Raw genomic sequence first — 23,097 nt, forward strand, 5'->3', positions numbered from 1 at the left:
GCCCCGTGAATCTTGCCGTTAACCGACGATCATGCGGCGGTGCACGCCCGGTAGCCAGGTGGCCAACCAGCTTGCCCGCCCGCCGGGAGAGTTCTCTTCCGCGCAGAGTTTTTCCGCCAGGGTCTGCACCGCGCGCACATACACGTCGCGTTCGGCTTCTTCGTGCAGCAGGTGGCCCTGGTTCGTGCAGACCATCAACGCCAGCGTGCGGTCGGGCAAGGTGCCCACCAGTTCCAACTGAAAGCGGTCGGCGATCTGCTGCGCGGTCATGCCATAGCGTTCGTCGTAACGGTTGACGATCAGGCCCAGGCTGCGGCGGTCCACATGCAGTTGCTCAAGCTCTTGCAGCAGGCCGGCCAGCGACACCAGCGCCCCGACGCTTTGGTCGGTCACTATCCAGTTCTGTTGAGACGAACGCGCCAGCCCCGCCACGAACTCCGGGTTCGTGAAGCCGCCCGCATCCGCAACGACCACGCCGAAGTGCTGGCGCATGCGCTCAAACACCAACAGGGAGTCGGACTGCGACACGTCGCGCATCTGGGCAAGGTCGCGCGGCAACGCCAGCACGCTCAGGCCGTTGGCGGTGTGCGCCATCGCCGAACCCAGCAAGGTGGAGTCCAGGCGGCGCAGGTTGCGCGCGGCTTCGGCAAAATCAAAGTCACTGCCGATATTCAGGTAGAGCTGGCAATCGCCCACGGGCCAGCCCAGGTCCATCAAGGCCACGCGGCTGGCCAGCGGCAGCATGGCGCCGCTTTGCTCGGCCGGCTTGGCGGGCTTGGCGCCGTTGGCCGCGCTGCGCGCGGCATGCATCTGCTTCAAGCGGTCTTGCACCATGCCGGCCAGATGCACGGCCAGCGTGCTGGTGCCCACGCCGGGACGCGCGCCCAACAGCAGCACGCTGCGCCGCGACCCATCCATGCGGCCGCCGCCCGACGGCACATCCAACAGACGCAACACCACGTCTTTCACTTCCTCGGGGGCAACGGTGGGGTCGACAAAATCGCTGACGCCGGCCCGCAACGCGGCGATGGCGCCTTCGGGCTGGCTCAGCAAACCCACCGCCACGCGCGGCACGGTGGGCGCAATGCGCGCCAACACGCGCGCCAGCTCCGCCGACTTGAACAACTTGCCCGGTTCGTCTTCGCTTAGCGTGAAGTCCAGAAACACCACCTGCGGTGCAATCTCGGCCAAGCGCCGCGCCAGCTCTTCGATGCCCGGGGTTTCCTGGGTCAACATGCCCATATCCCCCAGCGCCTGTCCAAGCTGCGCGGCTACACCATCACCTTTGGAGCAAAACAGGAACCGCTTGCCGTTTTGCAGGCCAACCCACTCGCTGGCATGTGTCTTCATATTACTCACCGTGAAAAGCCCGGCATTTGCTGCCCGCTTGCCGGGCCCATCAGGTAATAGCCCCAGGCATTGAAAGTTGAATCCGCCGCCTCTTGCCGCCCGCCCGGCAGCGGCAGCGTCACGCCGCGCGCAATCGGGCGCACCAGGCGCGGGGTTACGATGATCACCAGTTCGGTGTCTTCTTGCGAGTAGTCGACGCTGCGGAAGAACGCACCGATGATCGGCAGGTCGCCCAGCATCGGCACTTTGTTGACCATGGCCTTGGTCTGCCGCGACACCAGCCCGCTGATCACGAAGCTTTCGCCGTCGCCCAGTTCAACGGTGGTGTCCGCGCGGCGTGTGCGCAGTGCCGGAATGATCGTGCTGCTGTCCGAACTGGTGTTGATGGCGATGCCGTTGCTGTAGTCCAGTTCACTGGCCTCGGGCGCGACCTTCAACGAAATGCGATCGCGCGACAGCACGGTGGGCGTCACGGTCAGGCCGATACCAAATGGCTTGAAGGTGACCGTGGTGGTGCCCAGGCCGCCCGCTTCCGGAATTGGCAATTCGCCGCCCGCCAGGAAGCTGGCGCTTTGGCCCGTCAGCGCCACCAGCGTGGGCTCGGCCAGCACGCGCGCCATGCCGTTGCTTTGCAACAGGCGCAGGCGCGCCGCAAAATTGTTCGAGTCGTAGAACAGCGAAAATCCAGAGGCGATGGCGCCGCCGGGTGTAAAGCCCAGAGGGGAACCCAGACCGGCCGGCGACTGGGCGCTGGTGCCTGCCCACGGGCCATTGCTGGCGGCGAAGTTGATGCCGGCCTGCTTCATCACCGACCGCGATACTTCCACCACCTTGACCTCGACCTGGACCACGCCCCCCGTGCCGGCAGTGGACACGTCCACCACGTTCTTGTCGCCCACGGCCGCGGCCGCGGCTTTCGCGGCGGCGATCTGTGCCAGGGGCGTTTCGGCGTAGCCGGAAACCACCGCCCGGTCACCGGCGATGTCGACGTTGACGCCGCCGTCGATGCCCCGGCTGGCCAGCGCGGCCTGCACCGACGAGGCCACGCGCACATTCCAGATCTGCGGCGCGGCGTTGTTGCCGGTCCATATCTGAAGCTGCGTGGTGCCTGCCTTCTTGCCGTACAGCAGCAGCGAGCCCGCGCGCTTGCCCGAGGCCGGCAGGATTTTCACGTCGGCCACCTCGGGGTCCCCGATGGCGATGCGGCGCGGCGTGGCGCCGTCAAGCATGAGCGATTGCTGGCCCTTGACGGCCACCGCGATATCACGGACAGGCGCATTCGCGCCTGTCGCGGGCGCGCCGGTTTGCGCCAGGCCGACGACACCGTATGTCATCGCCGCCGCGGCCGACAGGACGCAAGTCATGGTGGTGCGCTGATATCTCTTCATTGTGCCGGATCTAGTTATTTTGAAAGGTCCAGCCGCGGGCGGCACCTGGCCACGCGCAGCGATGGTCAATAGCGAACGCGCTCGGATTTATCTCCCCGCAGGATTTCGATGGTTCTGCCGCCGCCTTTGCCGCCTGTCGCCGCCACGCGGTTGACGGGGGCTTGGGCCGCGGGCGTGGTGCCTTCAAGCTGCAGCAGGCTGTCGCCCGCGTACGCACGATTGGGACCGTCCTGCAAGGCCTCGCGCTGCGCCGGGGTCAGGTCGGCGCGGGTCGCCAACACCGTGCCGCGCTTGGCGAACAGCGTCTCGTCGGGCACCGCGTCGTCGCCCACCGGGCGCAAAGCCAATTGCAGGCGGCCGGCGCGGCTGGCCAGGATCAGCTCGTTGATGTGTTCGACGGGCACCGCCAGCACCGCGGTGCGCGCCGGCTGGCTGGGGCCTTGTTGCAGCACCGACTTTTCTTCCGGGCCATCCACCGAGGCCTTGCCGTAGGCCAGCACGCGCAATTGCGCCTGAAGCAGCCGGGCCTGGCCTCCCGAAATTTCCTGGTTCTTTTCCACCATGAAGAACACGTCCACCATGTCGCCGGGCGCGATGCGGTTGCCGCCACCGATTACTTCGTCAACCGCGATCGCCACGGCGCGCTCGCCGGGCTTGAGCTGCCTGGCCAGGCCTTGCGCCAAAAGGCTGGGCACGATGGGGTCACCCGGCGCAACGTCCACGCGCGTCACCGAGCCTTCCAAGGGCGCCAGGGTGTCGAAGCTGTTGGACAACGCCACCTGCCATTGCGCCAACGTCAGCATTTTTTCGGCGTCTATGCGGGTGCCGGCGGGAATGGCCTCTTTGGCCACCACCACGGGATAAAACTTGACGGGCGGCGCGACCGGCGCGGGCGCCGTGGCCACCGGAACCGGGCTGGCTGGCGGTGCGCTGGGTTGGGACGCCAGGCGCCAAGCCAGGAAGGCCAGCACCAGACCCGCCACCAACAACACGCCCGCGATGATCTTGCTAAGACTGCTCATGGTGTCCCTTGCGATATCTGTACGATGGCTTTCGACGACAACCTGCTTGGAACCCAGTCCTTGTTGGTGCCGGGCAACAGGACGATGAACGACTGCAAGGTGGCCAGCAAGGGCCAGGATTGCGTGTTGTAGGTCATGGCGACGGTGGCGCAGTTGGCGACTTGGCCACCGGATCCGGTCCATGTGCACGGGGCACTGGTGGTCGCGCAGGCCACGGCCGAACCCGAGGAAAAGACGCTCATGGCAGCGGTGCAGGCATCGCCCTGCACGTTCGGGCTGCCCGTGATCTGGGCGTGTACGGCGGCGCGCGCGCCTTCGCCGGCGGCGGCCGCCAGTTGTTGCTGCATCCAGAACAGCACACCGTAGCCGACCACCGCGCAGATGAAGATCAGCAGCATGGTCAAGGTCAACGACAGCTCAAGCGCGGCAATGCCGCGTTGACGGATCAATGGCGCGCAAAAGCGTCGTGGATGGCGAGGAGCACGGCGGGCGGGCTTGGGCAGGCTCATGTCAGCCCCCTACGCCCAGAGTGTTGCCCAGGTGGACCGTGGCGCGCGCGCTCAACACGCTGGAAGCCGGCATCATGGCCAACTGCAACAGCGGGAACGACGGAATCAAGGGGTTCGCGCCATAGGCGTAGGACACCGTCACTTCAATCTGGTCGGGCGCCAGGGGCTGGCCGCTGCAGGTGCCGCCAGCGCTGCTGCTCAAGGCGCCCCCGCTGCCGCACACCGCCACTTTGATGGGCGCGGACGACATAGACGACATCCATTGCGCGATATCCAGCGCCGTGTCGCGTCCGGCGTTGGCCCGCGCCGCCAGCGAAGCCGTGCCGGCTTGCCATTGCAGAACCTTGCGCGCGCCATCCTGCGCCGCCAACGTCACTGAATTCTGAGCAAGAAACACCAGCCCGTAGGTCAGGATGCCGTAGAACACCAGGAAGAACACCACGAATACCAGGGCGAACTCAAGGGCATAAGCACCACGCTGAGCGCGGCGATGCCCAGATACATTGCATAGGGAACCTGGCGCCAACGTTGCGACAGCGCCCAATAGCGCGACACGACCAAGACCCCGAGGCTGTGCAGGCCCGCCAGCAGGTTCGACAACAACAGCACCAGCACCAACGGCGCCAGGCCCAGCCACAGGCCCAGAACGGCGACGGCCTTGATGTCGCCCGCGCTCATCAGGCGCCGGCCCCACAGCGGCAGCAACAGAAAGGCGGCTAGAAACCCCGCCACGGTCATCAGCCAACCCGTCCAACGCGGGGGAAACATCCATCCGGGCACGAACGCGGCGGCGGCCAGCCATAGCAGCTGAGCCGCGAAGCCCGCCACGATCAACGTGTTGGGTACGCGGCGATAGCGAAGATCGTTGTAGATCAGCACCCCATTCCAGCATGCGAACACCAGCAGCCACAGCACTTCCCCTGGATACAAGGCGGGACCTTCTTATCAATCAGATTCAACGGCAGGCGCGTTCGTCCAGACGGACATGCCCGGTCAAGCCACTGATACAGCGCGCGTACCGCGATGGCTCGCCACATTGAGCCGGCACGGTACGCGTGGCACACCAAGGCGCGATTAACCGCCGGCAGTGCCGCCAGCCGTATCGAGCTTGCCGCCGAGCCCCGTGAACATATTGCCGAGGGCATCAGTGAAAGTGCCCACGGCAGCGATCAGGGCCACTGCCACCAGACCCGCGATCAGCCCGTATTCCAGGGCGGTGATGCCGTCTTCGTCGTTCCAGAACTGCGCAAGTTTCGCTTTCATTTCGAACTCCTGACACTCGCTTGATAATTGAGCCGATCCGCGATGCGGCTACGACCCCCTATTCCCGGTATTTCTGCTTTGCGAATGCCCTGCATTCGTTCGCAGACCGGGCCCTGCTAACCCGGCCCCAGCGTGGAGCCGGGCGCCTTGCCTGGTTCAGCCACAGGCGCCGATTCAATGAAAGAGTCGATCCGCTGCGCCATGCGCGCACGGAAACGGTTTGATGCCCGCTGCAATTGCCAACGCATGATCAGCAACATGAGCGCGGACAGCACGAAAGCGATATACGGCAACATGACCCCACCGATTTGCAGGCTGGAACTGTCGCGAGGGGCTGTGCAGATAACGGTGCCGGCCGCCGCGCCGGTGTAATGCATGCCGCACACGGCCACCGCCATCAAAATGGCCGCGCCGCCGCGCTGAAACTCGTTCTGAGTATTGAATGCCAGCCACAGTGCGGCTGACGCGGCAATTACGGCGATAAGCACCGATAAAACGACAATCGGCAAATTCCACAGCAACACGGCCGGCATGCGCATGGCGCCCATACCCAGATAATGCATGGCGGCCACCCCTAAGCCAGCGGCCAAACCGCCCATCACGCAACGGCCGAACGTGAAGTTGGCGCGGCCGACATACCAGAACGCCCAACCGGAAAAACCGGCCGCCACGACGAAGCTCAGTGTGGTCAGGCCAAGCTGATAACCCACGTCGAATGGCAGGTTTTGAGCCTGCATGCCAATGAAGTGCATGCTCCAGATACCGACGCCGCCCATCGCCACGGCGCCGATGATGATGTAACCGATACGGATGTCACCGTCCTGAGTTTCAGTGCGTATGCCCGCCGCCGCCAGCAAGGCGACGTATGAACCCAGCACCGCCGTGAGAAAAGACAAGGCAACCAGACCACCATTGAATGAAAGCGGAACGATATCGCCCGGGTTCATGAACGGCTCCGATGAAAACGCCGGCATCCAAGGAGCGGGATCGGTTGATCGCGCCGTGCATTACTGGGGTGATGCGCGCCCATTTTGGGAACTCCCGGTGGCTCATAACCGATATGTTTTTGATACGTTTATATAGTCTTATCTATTAACATTTAATACACATCAGGGTTATTACCTATATTCACGATAATGCGGGCACAGACATGTAACAGATATACCAAAATTCGAACTTATTTGATGAAAATGCCCTAGTTAACCCTTATAAATCGTGAACATTTTCGTTCCTGAGAATTTCCATATGTTGTAATGCTGCCGTGCCCGTCCGGTCACAATGAAATAAATTGTTATTATTACTCGCCGCTGACTGCATACTATCCGCGGCGCACTGAAAGCCCCTTACCCATGTTATGTCCCTTTAATTATTCAATATATTGGCAATATCGAATATTCATCGGGACGGCGGCGGCGCAAACCGAGACATATAGGCAATGAGACGTACGTACCCGGCAAGTTCGCTTACCCTCGCCCTTGTTTGTATCTTTGCCCTTGGCGCACAGGCGCGGGCGGATGGCCCGCTCCGAGGCAACCCTGTTGACGCCCTGCCGCAGCTTGAAAGACCGCCCGGCGCCACGCAACCGCCTCCCGTCGTGCAAACCACCACGCCCGAGCAGTTGGCGTTGCAGGCCAGGCTGGCGCAACGCATCGTCCCCTTGAACTTCGACGTCAGCGGCGTTCACGCCATTCCCTTCGACGAGGTTTCCGCGATACTCAGCCCGCTGTCGGGCAAGGAAATCAGCTTGGGCGAGCTGGTTCAGCAAGTCGACAAGATCACACAGCTATACCGCGACAAGGGTTATCCGCTGTCTTTCGCGCTGGTACAGAATCAGACGTTTGCCAATGGCCTGGTCGTGGTGACCGTGGTCGAAGGCTTTATTGCCAACGTGCGGATTGAAGGCGATATCGGCAACGCGCAGGGGCGTTTGGACACCCTGGCCGGCCCGCTAACGCAAGAGCGTCCGCTCAAACAGGCCACGCTTGAGCGCCAGTTGAATTTGATGCGCACGGTGCCCGGCGTGAAATTCACCCCCAGCCTGGATTTGCCGCGCCGCGCGGACGGCGCCACTGAACTGGTATTGACCGCCACCCGGCACCCGTTCAGTTTGACGGGCGGGATAGCCGACCTGGGTACCGGCATGCAACCCTTGGTCAATATGGGCGCCAACAGCCTCACGCCGCTGGGCGAACAGGTCAAACTCACCGCTGCGGTGCCGTTCAATACCGACGACGTGAAATACGTCATGGGCGAAATCAGCGTGCCCATCGGCCCCGACGGTTTGGCGGTCAAGGTGGATGGCTATCACTACGACGCCAAACCCAAGGATGACGCAATCGAATATCTGGGTTTTGAACGGCGCGTCAAGAACGACCGTATCGGCATCGGCGTCAGCTATCCGATTTTGCTGAACAACACGCGTTCGCTCACCGGCACGGTGGGGATGTACGCGGCCAATTCCAAAGACCGCTATGAAGCGCGTAATTCCGACCGCTGGCTGCAGCAAGACGCGCGTGTGCGCGCCGCTAATGTCGAACTACGATATATTCAGATTTCCGAAAGCCGCACCACCGACGTCAGCGGCGGCATATCCAAGGGGTTTGACACTGCCGGCGCCAAAAAAGACATATCGACCAATTATGGTTATTCGGCGACCCCTATTCTGGATCTGGATTTCACCCGCTATAACCTGAACGCCAAACAAACGTTTGCACTACCCGCCCAGTTTGGCCTGATACTCTCGGGCGCGGCTCAATATTCGAGCAATATACTGCCGTCCTCGGAGCAGGTCTCGTTCGGTAGTTGGCGCTATGCGATGGGATACCCCCAGGGCGAGCAAAGCGGCGACAAAGGCGTGGGTGTGTCGGCTGAAGTCAACCGCCGCTTCGGAACCGGCTGGGAATACCTGTCCAGTGTGCAGCCGTATGCGCTGATCGACTATGCGCGCACCTGGTACAACAACAAAGACCTGCAGGCGTTGAACCAGCGCCATCTGTCATCGGTGGCCTTGGGTTTGCGCTTCACGGACGATAAATACTATCTGTTTGACTTCAACGTGGCCAAGCCCATCGGGTCCGCCACGATCAACAACGACCACGACGTGCGCTTCAACGCGAACTACTCCTTGTTTTACGACGCGTTCTGACGGCCGCCACGCCCACCCCCCGCTTGTTTCCTGAAGCGCCTGTTACGACAGGCGCTTTTTCATGGCCGCACTGCCCGCGCCGACAACGCTTATACAGGCGACGTTTCATACACGACGTTACGTAACGTCGCCCGTAACGTAACGGCGGATAACCGACCATTCGTAACATTCGCAGGCTTCTCGTCGTCGCAACATTGCGATTTTCAAGAATTAGTAAAAACCCTTTATAGGCCACTCAAGGCATTGATAAACAAAGGATTTTTTTGTTTGAAAATTCCACCCCAATGCATTTTCACAGGCATTGAAAAATATTGGCACGGTTTATGCATGTAGTGGCGTATCGGGCAGTTTCTTTGCCTTGACCATCCAACCCGAGGAGCTCGTCATGCAATCGAAGATTGAAGCAAACCGCATTCAACGTATTCTGACCGCCACCGTCATGGCAGCTGCCTTGGCTGGCGCATTGTCTGCTTGCGGCGGTGGTGGTGGCAGCAACCGGTCCGCCGGCCTGCCTGGCACGGATGTTCCGACCAACCCCGGCGGCACGGACCCCACCAACCCCGGCGGTACCGATCCCAACAACCCGGTCAATCCCGTCACCGCCGGCTTGCTGCAAACCACCCTGGGCAACACCGGCAACGCCGTCGACAATACCCTGCCCCTGAATTTGGGCGAGACGCTGGGCGGCGTGGGCAAGGCGCTGGATCCCACCATAGCGCCCGTGGCCAATACCGTGGTCGGCCTGACGCAGCAAATCGGCGCCACGACCGGCCTGGCCGCCCCCGTGGATGGCATCACCACGCAAGCAGGCGGCTTGGTCAGCGACCTGGGCACGACCCTGAAGAGCGCCGGCCTGCCGGGTGGCCTGGGCACAGGCGCAGGCGGCTTGGTGGACGGCCTGGGCAAGACCGTGTCCAGCGCGGGAGATCTGCTGAATGCGGATCCCGCCAACCCCATGCCTTTGACGACCGTGCTGGGCAACGCCACGAACGCCGTGGGCGCGCTGACCGCTGGCCTGTCGGACCAGGGCGGCTTGCTGAACCCCGTCACCCAAGCACTGGGCGGTGTCACGGGCGGCGTGTTGGATGGCACGGGCAGCCCCCTACTGCAACCCGCGTTGTCCAATACCGGCAAAGCCGTGGACAACGTGCTGCCGCTGGGCCTGCAACCGGCCTTGGGCGGCGTCGGCGCGGCGCTGGACGTCAACGTGGCGCCGGTCGCCGGCGTGGTCACGAACCTGACGCAACAAGTGGGCGCAACCACCAATCTGGGCGCACCGGTGGCCGGGCTGCTCTCCAGCCTGGGCGGCACGGTGGCCGGCGCCGGCGGCACGCTGCCTGGCAACACGGCAGGCATGAACGGAGTTCTGCAAGGCCTGGGCGGCGCGGTCGCAAGCGCTGGCGGCCTGCTGAACGCCACGCCGGGCAATACGAATCCGCTGGGTGCCACGCTGACCAACGCCACCGGCGCGGTCGCCTCGTTGACCAGCGGCCTGGGCCTGGGTGGCGCCACGGGTGGTCTGACCGGCGGCGGCACGGGCGGCTTGCTCAGCCCCATCACCGGCATCCTGGGTGGCGTCGGCGGCATCGGAGGCACCCCGGCCGCGGGCGGTGTGGGTGGCCTGCTGGCGCCGGTGACCGGCCTGCTTGGCGGCGTGACGGGCGCAGTGGGTGGCGCAACGGGTGGCGCAGCCGGTGGCGCCAATAGCGGCCTGCTGGGCGGTCTGCTGAGCGGCGTGACAGGCGGCATCGGCGGAAGCACCGCGGGTGGCGCGGGTGGTGTCGGTGGCGGTTTGCTGGGCGGCGTGCTGGGTGGAGTGGTTGGCGGTGTGACCACAGGCGCCACGACCGGCACGGGCGCCAATGCGGGCGCCGGTGGCGCGGGCACGGCTGCCAATGGCGGCTTGCTGGGAGGGTTGCTGGGCGGGGTCACAAGCGGCTTGACGGGCGGTACGACGGCGGGCGGCACCACTAACGGCGGCTTGCTGGGCGGCCTGCTCGGCGGCTTGTCGGCGCAGAAGTAAACGATCTATCCGTTACGGAGCGACATCATGCTGCAACAACAAACGATCCTTCACCATGAGCATGTGACCGTGATGCCTGAATCCCGCACGAGTGACCTGCGACCAGGCATGCTTGACGATATCGCCCTGATGCTGGGCCGGCAGATTTCGGTGTACAACGCCGCGTGCCAGTCGGCCCTGGCGGAAAAGCTGGGTATTGCCCTGGCTGATCTGAAAGCGCTGGAACTGGTGATGGAATTCGACGCCTTGCCCACCGGGCAGCTTGCCCAACTGATGGGCATCAGCTCGGGCGGCGCCACCGCCTTGATCAACCGGCTGGAGGCGGCGGGCTACGTGCAGCGCGGCCGCCATCCGCTGGACCGCAGGATGATCGTGATCCGGCCGGTAGAGGAACAGTGCCAGCAGTTGGCGCAGGAGCGCCAATGGGTGGCGGACGCGGTGACGCTGATGGCGCGGCGCTACGACACGGCCGAGCTGGAAAGCGTGCATGCCTTCCTGGCGCAATGCGTGCGCGCCTTGCGGCACGACACGCTGGTGTGGCTGGAAACGCCCAGCGCGCATCGCGACGAGCAGTAAGCCGGCTGGCGTCAGCCGCGACGCCAGTTCGCCACGCGCCCTGATTTCAAGGAATCAGGGCGCATTCTTTTCATGGAAGCACAAGCTGCCTGATTCGCACGCCGTTGAGCGGCGGTTCAGTCCACGCTTGACGTACCGAACTCCAGACGCGGCACCGCCGCCAGTAGCCGGCGCGTCAATTCCTGGCGCGGCGCGTGCAGAACGGTATCGGCATCGCCCAGTTCAACGATGCGCCCGCCATCCATGACGGCGATGCGATCCGCCAGGTATTCGACCACGCCGAAGTTGTGCGTGATGAACAGATACGCAATGCCCAGTTCGCTCTGAAGCTCGCGCAGCAGATCCAGGATCTGCGCCTGCACCGACACGTCCAGGGCGGACGTGGGTTCGTCGCAGATCAGGACCTTGGGTTCAACGGCCAACGCGCGCGCAATGGCGATGCGCTGGCGCTGGCCGCCCGAGAATTCATGGGGATAGCGCGTCAGCGTGTTGGCTGGCAAGCCCACGCGCTCAATCAGTTGCGCGGCGTGCGCGGCGCGTGCTTGCTGGCTCATGCCCCGCCGCAACGACGCCAGGCCTTCATCCAGGATGTCGCCCACGCGCATGCGCGGGTCGAGCGAGGCATAGGGGTCTTGAAACACAATCTGGATGTCTTGCCGCAGATCGCGCAGCGTGCGGCGGTCGGCCGCCAGCAAGTCCTTGCCTTGCAGCATGGCGCGGCCCGAGATGCGGGCACCGTCGATCAGCCGCAGCAGCGCCTTGCCCGTAGTGGTCTTGCCGCAGCCGGACTCGCCCAGCAGGGCCAGCGTTTCGCCCGCGCGCAGGGTAAACGTCACGCCGTCCACGGCTTTGACCCAGGACACGGTGCGCCGCAAGGGCCCTTTGCGCACCGGGTAATGCACCTTCAGGTCCTGCACATCCAGCACCAGGCCGCCCGCGCCAAGCGCGGCGCGCGGCGTAGCGCGCTTGCCACCGTCTTGCGCGATGGCCTCGCGCGCCTGCGCCGTCAGCGGCGCGCCACGCTTGCCAAAGGTGGGAATGGCTTCGAACAGTTGCCGCGCATAGGGATGCTTGGGCGCGCGGAAAAATTCATCGGCACTGGCGCTTTCAACGATCTCGCCGCCGCGCATCAGCGCCACGTGATGCGCCACGTTCTTCACCACCGCCAGATCATGGGTGATCAGCAGCACCGCCATGCCCATTTCACGCTGGATGTCGGCCAGCAGGTCCAGCACCTGCGCTTGCACCGTGACGTCCAGCGCCGTGGTCGGTTCGTCGGCGATCAGCAGCAGCGGTTCCGCCGCCAGCGCAATGGCGATCATGACACGCTGCTTCTGTCCGCCCGAAAACTGGAATGGGTAGTCGTCCACGCGCCGCTCGGGCTCGGGAATGCCCACTCGGCGCAGCCAATCAATGGCCCGCGCGCGCGCCGCCGCGCCGCGCAAGGGCGTATGCGCCGTCAGGGTTTCGATGATCTGGTCACCCACGCGCATGACGGGGTTCAAGCTGGTGGACGGTTCCTGGAAGATGATGCCGATACGGCCGCCGCGCACACCGCGCATGGCGCTTTCGGGCAGCTTGTTCAGGTCTTGTCCGTCCAGGTCGATCTGCCCGCCCACGATACGGCCCGCGTCTGGCAGCAAGCGCAACAAGGCCAGCGCCGTAATGCTTTTTCCGCAGCCCGATTCGCCGACCAGCGCAAAAGTCTCGCGCCGCGAAATGGCCAACTCCAGCCGCTTGACGGCATGCGTCATGCCGGCCTCGCCCGCAATGTCCACTTCCAGGCCGCGCACCGCCAGCAAGGGCGGGTTTTGGCTCGGGCTTTTGCTCATCCCAGTATTCATGGCGTCTCTCCCGATTTGCTGGGACGCGCTTCGGCGGCCAAGCCTTGGCCGCGGCCGAACACGCTGCCCAGACGCGCCATGCGGCTGGGCTTGTAGCGGCGGGTGCGCGGATCGAAGGCATCGCGCACGGCGTCGGCAAACAGGTTGGCCGCCAGCACCAGCGCCAGCATGAAGAGAAACGCGGTCATCAGGCTCCACCAGATCATGGGATCGCGAGACATTTCCAGGCGCGCCCCGTCGATCATCGAGCCAAAGGAATTCATGCTGGGGTCCACCCCGATGCCCAGGTAGGACAGCACGGCTTCATAGAGCACGAGGCCCGAGAATTCCAGCACCACCGTGATCAGCACCAGGTGCGCCACATTGGGCAACAGGTGCCGCGCCATGATACGCCAGTGCGACACGCCGAACGCGCGCGCCGCCTGCACGTATTCAAGTTCGCGCAGTTTCAAGGTTTCGGCGCGCAGCAGGCGGCACAGGCCCGCCCAGCCGGTCAGCCCAAGAATCATGCAGAGCAGGAACAGCCGCAGGTCCGCACGCGCAACCGAGGTGTCGAACAGGTCGGCATGGTTGTCGATGTACACCTGCATCATCAGCGCGCAGGCCGCCACCAGCAGCACACCAGGAATCGACGTGATGGTGGTGTAAAGGTATTGGATGGCGTCGTCGACCTTGCCTTTGAAGTAGCCGGCGGCAATGCCAAAAATAATGGCCGGCGGCAACATGGCGATGGTGGTCAGGCTGCCGATGACAAGCGCCGTGCGGATGCTTTTCAGCGCTTGCCACAAGACGTCGTTGCCGATGCGGTCGGTGCCCAGCGCGTGGTAGCCGGTGGACAGGCCCGCCAGCGCGCCGACTGTCATGCACAACAGGGCGAAAGTGATGGCCATGGCCCGCCAGGGCACATCCGATTCGCCGCGCAGCAATACCTGCCCCGCATGCGACGCCGACCCCAGGCGGCGCGCCAGGCAGGCGTAGAACACGGCCGCCGCCAACAGCGCCACGCCCAGGCCACCCGCCACGCCCCAGCCCAGGCGTTTCAAGACATCGCCCACGTGTTGCGTATCGGGATCCGTCAGATGCGTGGCGGCGCCGCGCAGGCGCGGAAAATCGCGCACCGGCTTGTCATCCACCAACATGGTTTCCTTCAGGAACAGCTTCGTGGCCAAGGGCTGCGAATAGTTTCTTTCCGGTTGCGTCAGCACCGTGCCGGCCAACAGGCCGTCCAGCACGGACTTCACGACTGGCGCATAAATAGGCGCGGCATTGGCGGCGGCCCCTGGCGCGGGCGGCAATTGCGGTCGGTAATGCACCGAGTCCAGCAAGCCCACCACGGTAAACGCGGCCAGGATGACGGCCGAGCACATGGCGGGCGTGTCGCGCGCCACGCGCCCCCAGGTCGCGCGCAGGTTCGGGCTACGGCGCACATGCCACAGGTAGGCCAGCGCGCTCAGCACCATCAGCCACAGCGCAATGTCGGTCCACAGGAAGACGATCTTGGGCATGGCGGCTACTCGAATCGAACGCGGGGGTCAGCCAGCGTGTAGGAAATGTCGGCCAGGATCAGCCCCACGATGTACAGCGCCGCGCCCAGGAACACCATGGCGCGCACCACGGAAAAGTCTTGCGCGTTGATGGCGTCGATGGTGTAACTGCCCAGCCCGGGAATGCCGAAGAACGATTCGGCGATCAGGCTGCCCATGAAGAGCAAGGGCAAGGCGGCGACGGTGCTGGTCAGGATGGGCAGCATGGCGTTGCGCAGCACATGGCGAAACAGCACCACGCGCTCGGCCAGGCCCTTGGCGCGCGCGGTGCGCACGTAGTCCTTGCCGATTTCTTCCAGGAACAGCGTGCGGTAGAAACGCGCTTCGGGACCCAGGCGGGAAATGATGGCGATCAGCACCGGCAGCGCCAGGAACTTGACCACGTCCAGCCCGCCCGAAAACCCCGAAAACGGCACCAGCCGCAACAGCTTGGCGAACACCCACTGGCCCGCGATGATGTAGAACAGGCTGGAAATCGACAGCAGCAGCACGCACACCACCACGCCCCAGAAGTCCAACCGCGTGGCGCGGAAATACACCAGCGTCAGCGAAAACACAATACTGACGAACAGCCCCAGCACGAAGGTGGGCACGGCCAGCGCCAGGCTGGGGCCCATCCGCGTCTGAATCTCGCGGCCGATGTCGCGCCCGCTATCCGACGCGCCAAAATCCATGACCAACAGTGGCACCGAGCGCTGATAGAAGATGGTGTCGGTCAGTTGCGCCACGCCTTGCGCCTGAGCATTGAAGAACAAGGGCTTGTCGTAGCCGCGCTCGACCTTCCATTTTTCCACCGCGTCCTGGCTGGCGCGCTGCCCGCCGATGGCCAGGCGCGCCATGTCGTCGGGCGTGTTGACCGCGAAGAACAGGATGAACGTTAACAGGTTCACGCCGATCAGGATCAGCACGCCATACAGCAGCCGGCGGATGACGTAGCCGATCATGATTGATGCTCCTTGCGCCCGACCGGGCCGAAGGCGGTCTGGCGCTCACGGCGCTTGAGCGCGACGTAGGACGGCCAGATTGCCAGCGCCAGCAGCAGCACGAACAGACCGATCGGCCACCACCTTGGGACGTTCCATTCGTTGATCTTCTGCTGCCGGAGTTGCGGATCGATCTTCATGTACTGAAGCGTGTTGCGCACCATCTGCGTAGGCTTGGCGTTGCCGACCCACTGCTGGTAGGCGCCGCCCGACATCGGAAAATAGCCGAACATCCAGGGCGCGTCGCGCTGCACCACCGCCACCATCTTGGCGATCAGTTGTTCTTTCTCGGGGCCATCGTCCAGGAATTTCATCTGTTCGAAAAGCTTGTTGAATTCGGGGCTGTCGTAGTTGGCCGCGTTCTCACCGCCCCCGCGGGCCTTGGCGTTGGGGCCGTAAAGCAGGAACAGGAAGTTTTCGGCATCGGGATAATCGGCGTTCCAGCCCCACAGGAAAATCTGCGCCGCGCCGCGCTTCATCTTGTCCTGGAAGCGGTTGTAGTCGGTGGATCGCACGTCCAGTTGCACGCCGATCTTGGCCATTTGCCGGCGCATCCAGTCAAAGCGCGGGTTCGAGCCGCCGCCTTGCATGGCGTCGTAATACAGCACCAGCGGCGCGCCGGTCTCGGCGCTGCGTCCGTTCGGGTAGCCCGCTTCGGCCAGCAGGCGCTTGGCCACGTCCACGGATTTGCGCACCGGCTTGCCGTCCACCAGGTTGTAGACAACCGGGTTCACCCCTTCGGGCGGCTCGCGGTAACCCAGCACACCCGGCGGCACCGGGCCTTGCGCCACCGAGGCCTGGTCGTTTTCGAACACGGTGACGAATTCTTCCCAATCGAACACGATGCTGATGGCCTGGCGCAGCTTGCGGTTCTTTTCCGCCTGCTCGGGCGTGTCGCCCTTGCCCACCACCGGGTCCAGCCAGTTGAAGCCCATGTACCAGTTGGCGGTTTCCACCGTGGTGGGCAGGCGGATGCCGTGCTCGCGGTACTGCTTGGCCTTGTCCTGGCTGTCGCCCGCGGCCACCAGCATGGCCACGCCGTATTCGCCGCGTTCGATCTGCGGCACGTCGTAGTAGCCCTGCATGAATTTTCCGATCAGCGGGATGGCCTCTTTTTCCAGGCTGAACACCGCGCGGTCGATGAAGGGCGTGGGCTTGCCGCAGTCGGCCAACAGGCCGGCTTCCTTGTCGCCGGGCTCGCCCTCGCAGGGGTAGGCTTCGCCGTGGTAGTTGGGGTTGCGCACCAGCACGTGGCGGCGGTTCTGCAATGATTCCGCCATCATGTAAGGGCCCGTGCCGACCGGCCAGGTGTTCAAGGACAGGTCGTGCTCGGCCATGCCGGGCTGGTTGTAGAAGCGGTCGGCCTCCCAGGGAATGGGCGCCGTGAACGTCATGGCCAGCCAGTATTTGAACTGCGGATACTTGCCTTTGACGCGGATGCGCAGCGTGTGCGGATCCAGCGCCTGCACGCCGGTAAAGCCGTCGGCCTCGCGCAGGTCCAGCCACGTGGCGGCGCCCCCGCCGGGAAGATCGCGGCGCGCGGCCTGGTCGCGTTGGCGCAGCCGGTCGCCATATTCCTGCATGCCCACCACGTGGTCGGCCATTACCGAATAGATGGGCGACACGACGCGCGGGCTGGCCAGGCGGCGAAAGGCATAGACGTAGTCGTCCGCCGTCAGCTCGCGCGTGCCGGTGCGCGGAAAGTCGGGAATGTAGTACTTGTCCTTGAGTTCGCCGTCGGCAAGCGGGTAGTAGTCGTAGCTGCCATCCGCGTTGCGGGCAAAGGCCGGGTGCGGCTGGTAGCGCACGCCCGGCCGGATCTTGATGTCGTAAACGCTTTCGGCGATGGTTTCGCCCGGCGCATCGGCTGGCAGCGGCTGGCCCTGGGCGTCCAGATACTGCGGCGGATCGATGGACTGCGCGGCGCGCGGCACCAGTTCATAGGGCCGCTTCAGATAGTGATAGCCGTACAAGGGCTCGTAGATGTTGTACGTATAGGGCGTTTCGTCGCCGGAATAAGAGCTTGCCGGGTCCAGGTACTTGGGCGAACGCTGAACGAACGCAGAGTAGAACGTGTTCTGACTTTCGGCGCCGGACGGATACGGGCTGTTGATGGGCCCTTCTTTCGAGCAGCCCGCCAGCGCCAGCAACATCAGCATGGCTGTTGCCCCGAGCCGCTTCATAGCAAGCATGGAAACCTTCCCTTCAAATCGTTGCGACAGAGAATAGCAAACGCCGGACGGGGCCAGTACCCTGGCATCCCCCTAGCGGGTAGCGGGGCGCCGTCGAGGGCGCCAGACGCCCGCTGGCCCGCATCAGCCGCACTGGCGCTGACGCCAGCAGTCATAGCGCCACTTCCAGGGCTGCATGGCGGCGGGCTGCGCCCACAGGCCGCGCTTGGCGTCTTTGGCCTGGCGTTGCAGGCCAGGCAGGGCCTTGTCGCGCAGGTATGCGCCCTTTCTGGCGGTGTAGGCCCAGGCGTAGCCCGCTTCCACCTGCAAGCGGTTGGCAGAGCGCCCGTCTTCCAGGATCAGCGCGCATACGTCGCGGCCGTATTGGTCTTGTTCGTAGCACTGGGCGGTCAGGGTCTTGCCCGCCACCAGGTCGGCCAGATGCTTGCGCGAGGCTTCGGCATAGGGTTGGCCGGGCTGGTCGGCGCCGTGGCCCTCTTCGGGCGCATCAATGCTGTCCATGCGGATGCGGCGCTGGCCGCCGCTGGCGCGCAGCGTGACGGTGTCGCCGTCAGCCACGTTGACGATCGCGCCGGTCAGCGTGTAGCTGCCCGCCGGTATGCCGCCCGACAGCGCGGCGCCAGGCCGCGAGGAAGGCGCGGACGGCTGCGCGGGTGTGCTTTGGGATTGGGGTTGGCGCGAGGCCGGAGGGGAATCGCCGCGCCCCGAGGGCTGCAGCCAATTGACGATGGCGCCCGCCGCCGCAAGGATCAGGGCGACGATCAGGGCGGTCAGCTTGCCGCCGCCGCGAAATGGGGGTTTGCCACGCACCGGCCGGGCTCCAGATGAGAAACGCGGCAAGTGTGCCACAGGCCGGGCGCGTATTTGCAAAAAACCGTGGGCGAAAAAGCACGCCGGCACCAGCCCGCTATTGCAAGCCCGCTATTGCCAGCCCGCTACGCCCATCCGCGTTGGCCTGCCCTTTATTGCAAGCCGGCCATGGCCTGCCGCCCTACAGCCAGCCCGATTTCCGGAAGCGCCAGTAAAGAAGCGAGCAGATCGACGCAATGACGCCCAGCGTCACGGGATAGCCCCAGGGTGATTTCAGCTCGGGCATGAATTCGAAGTTCATGCCGTAAATACCTGCGATAGCGGTGGGCACCGCCAGGATGGCGGCCCAGGACGCCAGCTTGCGCGTGGTGTCGTTCTGCGCGGCCTGGCCGATCATCAGGCTGGCTTCGAACGCGAAGGCCAGCGATTCGCGCAGCGCATTGAAAAGTTCATCCACCCGCAACACCCGGTCGGCGACCTCGCCGAAGTACGGTCGGGCGTGTTCATCCACGGCGGACATTTCCACCCGCGCCAGGCGTCGGCAGATTTCGGCCATGGGCGACACCACGGTGTGAATGCGCAGCAGGTCGCGGCGCTGGCGGTACAGGCGGCGGATGTCGGAATCCTTGGCGCCACGGATCAGCAGCTTTTGTTCAGCGCCTTCCACCACGGTTTCGATCTTGCCGGCCGCCGCCACGTAGCGGTCAACCAGCCAGTCCAGCACTTCGGAAGCCACGTAGTCGCTGCCGCGCTTGAGCAGGTCGGGCGAGGCTTCCAGCCGTTCGCGCAGCGGGCTGTGTGCCGCCGTGGCGCCGCGCCGCACCGTGACCAGGAAGCCGTCGCCGATCAGTAATTGGGTTTCTCCAAAGACCGGGCGTTCAGCTTCGACCTCGACCGTGATGGTCACGATAAGCACCATGTTGCCGTAGTCGATGATCTTGGGCCGCCGATGCGGTTCCAGCATCTCTTCCTGGTTCTTGTCGCAGGCGCCCAGTTCTCCGGCGACGCGGGCCAGCAGTTCGGGCGTAGGGTTGCGCAGGCCGATCCACAGCATGCCGGGCAGTTGAGCCGGCGTTTTGCTGTCGCTTTGCTGGTCGCTTTGGCTACTGAATTGGGCGATGTACTGGCCCACCTCGTCGATGGGCACTTCGCGGTCGCGGCGGCCGTTCACATAGGCAATCGACGCAACCACCTCGCCCTTGTGGAGGTCGGCAAAATTCTCTTCAGCGGACATGGACACCCTCTGGCAATGCGATCCGTGCCGAACAACTCATGGCATCGGGCGATGATAGCCCAGGCTATGAGAACAGGCTGCGCACCCGCTTGGTCACGTCAATGGTGGGGGCCTGCGGTTCCTTGGCCGCGCCGCCGCCAGGCAGGTCGGCCAGCGCGGGCGGCTTGGGCAGGTGGTCGAACAGCGGCAGCATGGCATTGGTGATGTAGCGCGTGCGCGAACCGTAAACGTGGCGGTCGCCCATGCCGGTTTGCTGATGCACGTAGAAGCGCTGCGGCACGATCAATTGCAGGCGTTCCTTGGCGCGCGTCATGGCCACATACAGCAGGCGGCGTTCTTCCTCGATCTCTTCGGCGGTGCCGGTGCTCATGTCGGAAGGGATGCAGCCGTCAACCACGTTCAGCACATAGACCGCCTTCCATTCCTGGCCCTTGGCCGAGTGGATGGTGGACAGAATCATGTAGTCCTCGTCGCGCGAGGGCGCGCCGGATTCGTCGCTGGTGGCGTCGGGCGGGTCCAGCGTGAGTTCGGTCAGGAAGCGTTCGCGCGAGGGGTAGCCCGCCGCCAGCCGCACCAACTGGTCCAGGTCGGTCTTGCGCACGCGGGCGTCGTCATACAGGCGTTCAAGCTGGCCTGCGTACCAGCGCAAGGCCAGGTCCACGTCGGCGGGCCAGCGCAGGCCGGGGTCGCACAGCGCCGCATAGGTATCGGCGAACGCGCCCCACTCTTGCTGCGCCGCCGCGCCCGGTTTGAATTCACGCAGCGCGCGCAACGGTTCGGCGCTGGCGGACATGGCGTCCATCAGCTTGCCGGCGGTGGCCGGGCCTATGCCGGGCATCAACTGCGCCACGCGAAAGCCCGCCATGCGGCCGCGCGGGTTCTCGGCCCAGCGCAACAGCGACAACAAATCCTTCACGTGCGCGGCTTCCAGAAAGCGCAGGCCGCCGAATTTCACGAAGGGAATGTTGCGCCGGGTCAGTTCCAATTCCAGTGCGGCGCTGTGGCTGGCCGTGCGGAACAGCGCGGCTTGCGACTTCAGCGTGGCGCCGCCTTCGCGCTGCGCCAGCACCTGGTCGGCCACCCAGCGCGCCTGCCCGGCTTCGTCGCTGACGGTGACCAGTTCCGGCAATTGCGACGACGCACGGTCGGTCCAGAGGTCTTTGGCGAAGCGTTCCGTGGCCAGCCCGATCACCGCATTGGAAGCATTCAGGATGGGCTGGGTCGAACGGTAGTTGCGGTCCAGCGTGATGACGCGGGCGGGCTTGGGAAACTGCGTTGGAAAATCCAGGATGTTGCGCACGGTGGCCGCGCGAAACGAATAAATGGATTGCGCATCGTCGCCCACCACCGTCAGGCCGCGCCCGTCGGGCTTCATGGCCAGAAGAATGGCGGATTGCAGGCGGTTGGTGTCCTGGTATTCGTCCACCAGCACATGGTCGAAGCGCGCGCCGACATCCGCCGCGATGCCGGGGTCAGACATCATTTCGGCCCAGTACAGCAGCAGGTCGTCGTAGTCCAGCACCTGCTGGTCCTGCTTGGCCGCCACATAGCCGCGAAACAGCGTCTTCAGTTCGTCTTCCCATTGCGCGCACCAGGGGAACGAGGTCTTCAGCACATCGGCCACCGGGCTCTGGCTGTTGACCACGCGCGAATAGATGGCCAGGCAAGTGCCCTTCAGGGGAAAGCGCGACTTGGTCGACGACAGGCCCTGTTCGTGGCGGACCATGCCCATCAAGTCTTCGGCGTCGCCCCGGTCGTGGATGGTGAAGGCTTCCGACAGCCCGATGCGCAGCGCGCAATCACGCAGCAGCCGCGCGCCGATGGCGTGGAAGGTGCCCGCCCACGGCAGCGACGGCGCCTGCTGCGAGCCGCGCAGGTTCATGACCCGTTGCAGCACGCTGCCCACGCGACGATCCATTTCCTGGGCCGCGCGGCGCGAAAACGTCAGCAGCAGCATGCGCTGCGGGTCGGCGCCGTTCAGGATCAGGTGGGCAACGCGGTGCGCCAGCGTGTTGGTCTTGCCCGAGCCCGCCCCGGCGATCACCAGCAAGGGGCCGTCGTCGCCCGCCGCCGCCCCGCCCCCAGGCGCGCTGACGCCGAATTCGGCGGCTTCACGTTGGGCGGGGTTCAGGTCGGCTAGGGGGTCGGGGCGGGAATTCAAAGGGGGATTGTGGTCGGACATGACGGCAAAGTAGGCCAAATGACTGGCTATTTATCCAGCTATCATAGCAGCGTAGCCGCCACGCCCCCCGCCTCATCCGTCGACCTTTCGCCATGCGTATCCTGACCGGCACCGCCTCCTGGACCGACCCTACCCTGCTCGCCTGCGGGCGCTTTTACCCGCCTGACGTGCGTGGCGCCGAGGCGCGGCTGCGCTTCTACGCCACCCGATTTTCCATGGCGGAAATCGATTCCAGCTACTACGCCCTGCCCTCGGCCAACAATGCTTATCTTTGGGCGCAGCGCACGCCCGACAGTTTCGTGTTCAACATCAAGGCGTTCCGCCTGTTCACCGGCCACCAGACGCCGCTTGCCGCGCTGCCCAAAGACATTGCGCGCGAGCTGGAAGACTGGCCGGAACCCATGATCTACCACCACCACATGCCCGAAGACCTGCGCGACGAACTCTGGCGCCGATATCAACTGGCGCTGGAACCGCTGCGCATGCCGGGCAAGCTGGGCGCGGTGCATTTTCAGTTCCCCCCGTGGATCCGCCGTGACGCCCGAGGCCGCGCGCATGTGGCGGACTGCGCGCAGCGCATGCAAGAGCACCTGATATCCGTGGAATTCCGCCATCGCAGTTGGTTCGACAGCCCGGCGGCCATCGCGGACACGCTGGCGTTTGAACGCGATCTGGGCGTGGTGCATACCGTGGTCGATGCGCCGCAGGGCTTCGACAACACGGTGCCCGCGGTGTGGGAAAGCACGCATCCCGACCTGACGCTGCTGCGCCTGCATGGGCGCAATGCGGCTGCGTGGAATGCGTCCGGCCCCGCTTCGTCCAGCCGTTTTCAATACGAATACACGGAACAGGAACTGGCGGAACTGGCCGAACGCTACACGCGCCTGGCCGCGCAAAGCGCTCAGGCGCATGCGGTGTTCAATACCAACTTTGAAGACCAGGGCATGCGCAACGCCGCCGCGTTTGCCGCCGCGCTATTGCCTTTCTGATTGCCAACCGACCGCCTGCCTGATGGCCTTTCTGATAGGCCTG

The 23,097-nt window shown here is 64.5% G+C and carries 19 protein-coding genes; 4 read left to right on the top strand and 15 right to left on the bottom strand.

Translation table 11 applies throughout. The features are described 5' to 3' along the window. Positions 1 to 18 precede the first annotated feature (18 nt). The 8 genes from ELS24_RS20025 to ELS24_RS20060 form a co-directional block, all read right to left on the bottom strand. Positions 19 to 1,359: a MinD/ParA family protein gene (locus tag ELS24_RS20025; protein ID WP_050450331.1), complete on the bottom strand. Its 1,341-nt coding sequence runs from the start codon at positions 1,357 to 1,359 to the stop codon at positions 19 to 21. Further along, on the bottom strand, positions 1,356 to 2,738 hold the full coding sequence (locus ELS24_RS20030; protein ID WP_127185148.1) for a type II and III secretion system protein family protein: 1,383 nt from the start codon (positions 2,736 to 2,738) through the stop codon (positions 1,356 to 1,358). Before ELS24_RS20030 ends, ELS24_RS20025 begins: the two co-directional genes overlap by 4 nt. A 65-nt stretch (positions 2,739 to 2,803) precedes the next feature. Then, positions 2,804 to 3,760, bottom strand: coding sequence for a Flp pilus assembly protein CpaB (cpaB, locus tag ELS24_RS20035; protein WP_127185149.1), 957 nt, complete (start codon positions 3,758 to 3,760; stop codon positions 2,804 to 2,806). Further along, positions 3,757 to 4,269, bottom strand: coding sequence for a TadE/TadG family type IV pilus assembly protein (locus tag ELS24_RS20040; protein WP_050450329.1), 513 nt, complete (start codon positions 4,267 to 4,269; stop codon positions 3,757 to 3,759). Before ELS24_RS20040 ends, cpaB begins: the two co-directional genes overlap by 4 nt. A 1-nt stretch (position 4,270) precedes the next feature. Next, complete coding sequence (locus ELS24_RS20045) at positions 4,271 to 4,708, bottom strand: TadE/TadG family type IV pilus assembly protein (RefSeq protein ID WP_370641248.1); 438 nt, start codon at positions 4,706 to 4,708, stop codon at positions 4,271 to 4,273. Further along, positions 4,678 to 5,199 carry a prepilin peptidase gene (locus ELS24_RS20050; RefSeq protein WP_230694937.1) on the bottom strand — a complete coding sequence of 174 codons (522 nt, stop codon included), beginning with the start codon at positions 5,197 to 5,199 and terminating at the stop codon, positions 4,678 to 4,680. Before ELS24_RS20050 ends, ELS24_RS20045 begins: the two co-directional genes overlap by 31 nt. A gap of 144 nt (positions 5,200 to 5,343) precedes the next feature. Then, a complete protein-coding gene (locus tag ELS24_RS20055; RefSeq protein WP_127185151.1) occupies positions 5,344 to 5,532 on the bottom strand; it encodes a Flp family type IVb pilin in 189 nt (62 codons plus the stop codon). A gap of 116 nt (positions 5,533 to 5,648) precedes the next feature. Beyond that, positions 5,649 to 6,479, bottom strand: a complete 831-nt coding sequence (locus ELS24_RS20060; protein ID WP_050450324.1) for an MHYT domain-containing protein — start codon at positions 6,477 to 6,479, stop codon at positions 5,649 to 5,651. A 488-nt stretch (positions 6,480 to 6,967) separates the two neighbouring features. On the opposite strand from ELS24_RS20060, the gene ELS24_RS20065 reads away from it, so the two are divergent. The 3 genes from ELS24_RS20065 to ELS24_RS20075 all read left to right on the top strand — a co-directional run bounded on the left by ELS24_RS20065 (position 6,968) and on the right by ELS24_RS20075 (position 11,276). Then, positions 6,968 to 8,677, top strand: coding sequence for a ShlB/FhaC/HecB family hemolysin secretion/activation protein (locus tag ELS24_RS20065; RefSeq protein ID WP_050450323.1), 1,710 nt, complete (start codon positions 6,968 to 6,970; stop codon positions 8,675 to 8,677). Positions 8,678 to 9,062: 385 nt separating this feature from the next. Beyond that, a complete protein-coding gene (locus ELS24_RS20070) occupies positions 9,063 to 10,700 on the top strand; it encodes a collagen-like triple helix repeat-containing protein (RefSeq protein ID WP_127185152.1) in 1,638 nt (545 codons plus the stop codon). Positions 10,701 to 10,727: 27 nt separating this feature from the next. Continuing rightward, positions 10,728 to 11,276, top strand: a complete 549-nt coding sequence (locus ELS24_RS20075; RefSeq protein WP_050449982.1) for a MarR family winged helix-turn-helix transcriptional regulator — start codon at positions 10,728 to 10,730, stop codon at positions 11,274 to 11,276. Between the two features lie 116 nt (positions 11,277 to 11,392). Here the strand turns inward: ELS24_RS20075 and ELS24_RS20080 are convergent, their stop codons facing one another. From ELS24_RS20080 to ELS24_RS20110, 7 genes are all read right to left on the bottom strand, one after another. Then, the gene (locus ELS24_RS20080; RefSeq protein ID WP_127185153.1) at positions 11,393 to 13,108 is read right to left on the bottom strand and encodes an ABC transporter ATP-binding protein; all 1,716 of its coding nucleotides are present in this window, start codon (positions 13,106 to 13,108) and stop codon (positions 11,393 to 11,395) included. An 8-nt stretch (positions 13,109 to 13,116) separates the two neighbouring features. Continuing rightward, a complete protein-coding gene (locus ELS24_RS20085; RefSeq protein WP_127185154.1) occupies positions 13,117 to 14,625 on the bottom strand; it encodes an ABC transporter permease in 1,509 nt (502 codons plus the stop codon). A gap of 5 nt (positions 14,626 to 14,630) precedes the next feature. Continuing rightward, complete coding sequence (locus tag ELS24_RS20090) at positions 14,631 to 15,608, bottom strand: ABC transporter permease (RefSeq protein WP_050449985.1); 978 nt, start codon at positions 15,606 to 15,608, stop codon at positions 14,631 to 14,633. Continuing rightward, a complete protein-coding gene (locus ELS24_RS20095) occupies positions 15,605 to 17,839 on the bottom strand; it encodes an ABC transporter substrate-binding protein (protein ID WP_127185155.1) in 2,235 nt (744 codons plus the stop codon). Before ELS24_RS20095 ends, ELS24_RS20090 begins: the two co-directional genes overlap by 4 nt. A gap of 123 nt (positions 17,840 to 17,962) precedes the next feature. After that, positions 17,963 to 18,649 (bottom strand): thermonuclease family protein, encoded by a 687-nt coding sequence (locus ELS24_RS20100; protein ID WP_127185156.1) that lies wholly within the window; start codon positions 18,647 to 18,649, stop codon positions 17,963 to 17,965. 181 nt (positions 18,650 to 18,830) lie between these two features. Further along, entirely contained in the window at positions 18,831 to 19,883 is a 1,053-nt protein-coding gene (locus ELS24_RS20105; protein ID WP_127185157.1) for a magnesium and cobalt transport protein CorA, read from the bottom strand. Between the two features lie 64 nt (positions 19,884 to 19,947). Continuing rightward, a complete protein-coding gene (locus tag ELS24_RS20110) occupies positions 19,948 to 22,065 on the bottom strand; it encodes an ATP-dependent helicase (protein ID WP_050450002.1) in 2,118 nt (705 codons plus the stop codon). 92 nt (positions 22,066 to 22,157) lie between these two features. On the opposite strand from ELS24_RS20110, the gene ELS24_RS20115 reads away from it, so the two are divergent. After that, the gene (locus ELS24_RS20115) at positions 22,158 to 23,054 is read left to right on the top strand and encodes a DUF72 domain-containing protein (protein ID WP_127185158.1); all 897 of its coding nucleotides are present in this window, start codon (positions 22,158 to 22,160) and stop codon (positions 23,052 to 23,054) included. Positions 23,055 to 23,097 lie beyond the last annotated feature (43 nt).

It is taken from the genome of Achromobacter spanius, from assembly GCF_003994415.1.
Taxonomy (GTDB): domain Bacteria; phylum Pseudomonadota; class Gammaproteobacteria; order Burkholderiales; family Burkholderiaceae_B; genus Achromobacter; species Achromobacter spanius_C.

Excerpts from the sequence above, each read along its gene's own strand:
- ELS24_RS20065 (WP_050450323.1), top strand. The coding sequence starts at position 6,968 with ATGAGACGTACGTACCCGGCAAGTTCGCTTACCCTCGCCCTTGTTTGT.
- ELS24_RS20080 (WP_127185153.1), bottom strand. The coding sequence starts at position 13,108 with ATGAGCAAAAGCCCGAGCCAAAACCCGCCCTTGCTGGCGGTGCGCGGC.
- ELS24_RS20095 (WP_127185155.1), bottom strand. The coding sequence starts at position 17,839 with ATGCTTGCTATGAAGCGGCTCGGGGCAACAGCCATGCTGATGTTGCTG.
- ELS24_RS20075 (WP_050449982.1), top strand. The coding sequence starts at position 10,728 with ATGCTGCAACAACAAACGATCCTTCACCATGAGCATGTGACCGTGATG.
- cpaB (WP_127185149.1), bottom strand. The coding sequence starts at position 3,760 with ATGAGCAGTCTTAGCAAGATCATCGCGGGCGTGTTGTTGGTGGCGGGT.
- ELS24_RS20115 (WP_127185158.1), top strand. The coding sequence starts at position 22,158 with ATGCGTATCCTGACCGGCACCGCCTCCTGGACCGACCCTACCCTGCTC.
- ELS24_RS20070 (WP_127185152.1), top strand. The coding sequence starts at position 9,063 with ATGCAATCGAAGATTGAAGCAAACCGCATTCAACGTATTCTGACCGCC.
- ELS24_RS20060 (WP_050450324.1), bottom strand. The coding sequence starts at position 6,479 with ATGAACCCGGGCGATATCGTTCCGCTTTCATTCAATGGTGGTCTGGTT.
- ELS24_RS20090 (WP_050449985.1), bottom strand. The coding sequence starts at position 15,608 with ATGATCGGCTACGTCATCCGCCGGCTGCTGTATGGCGTGCTGATCCTG.
- ELS24_RS20085 (WP_127185154.1), bottom strand. The coding sequence starts at position 14,625 with ATGCCCAAGATCGTCTTCCTGTGGACCGACATTGCGCTGTGGCTGATG.
- ELS24_RS20105 (WP_127185157.1), bottom strand. The coding sequence starts at position 19,883 with ATGTCCGCTGAAGAGAATTTTGCCGACCTCCACAAGGGCGAGGTGGTT.
- ELS24_RS20110 (WP_050450002.1), bottom strand. The coding sequence starts at position 22,065 with ATGTCCGACCACAATCCCCCTTTGAATTCCCGCCCCGACCCCCTAGCC.
- ELS24_RS20040 (WP_050450329.1), bottom strand. The coding sequence starts at position 4,269 with ATGAGCCTGCCCAAGCCCGCCCGCCGTGCTCCTCGCCATCCACGACGC.
- ELS24_RS20055 (WP_127185151.1), bottom strand. The coding sequence starts at position 5,532 with ATGAAAGCGAAACTTGCGCAGTTCTGGAACGACGAAGACGGCATCACC.
- ELS24_RS20030 (WP_127185148.1), bottom strand. The coding sequence starts at position 2,738 with ATGAAGAGATATCAGCGCACCACCATGACTTGCGTCCTGTCGGCCGCG.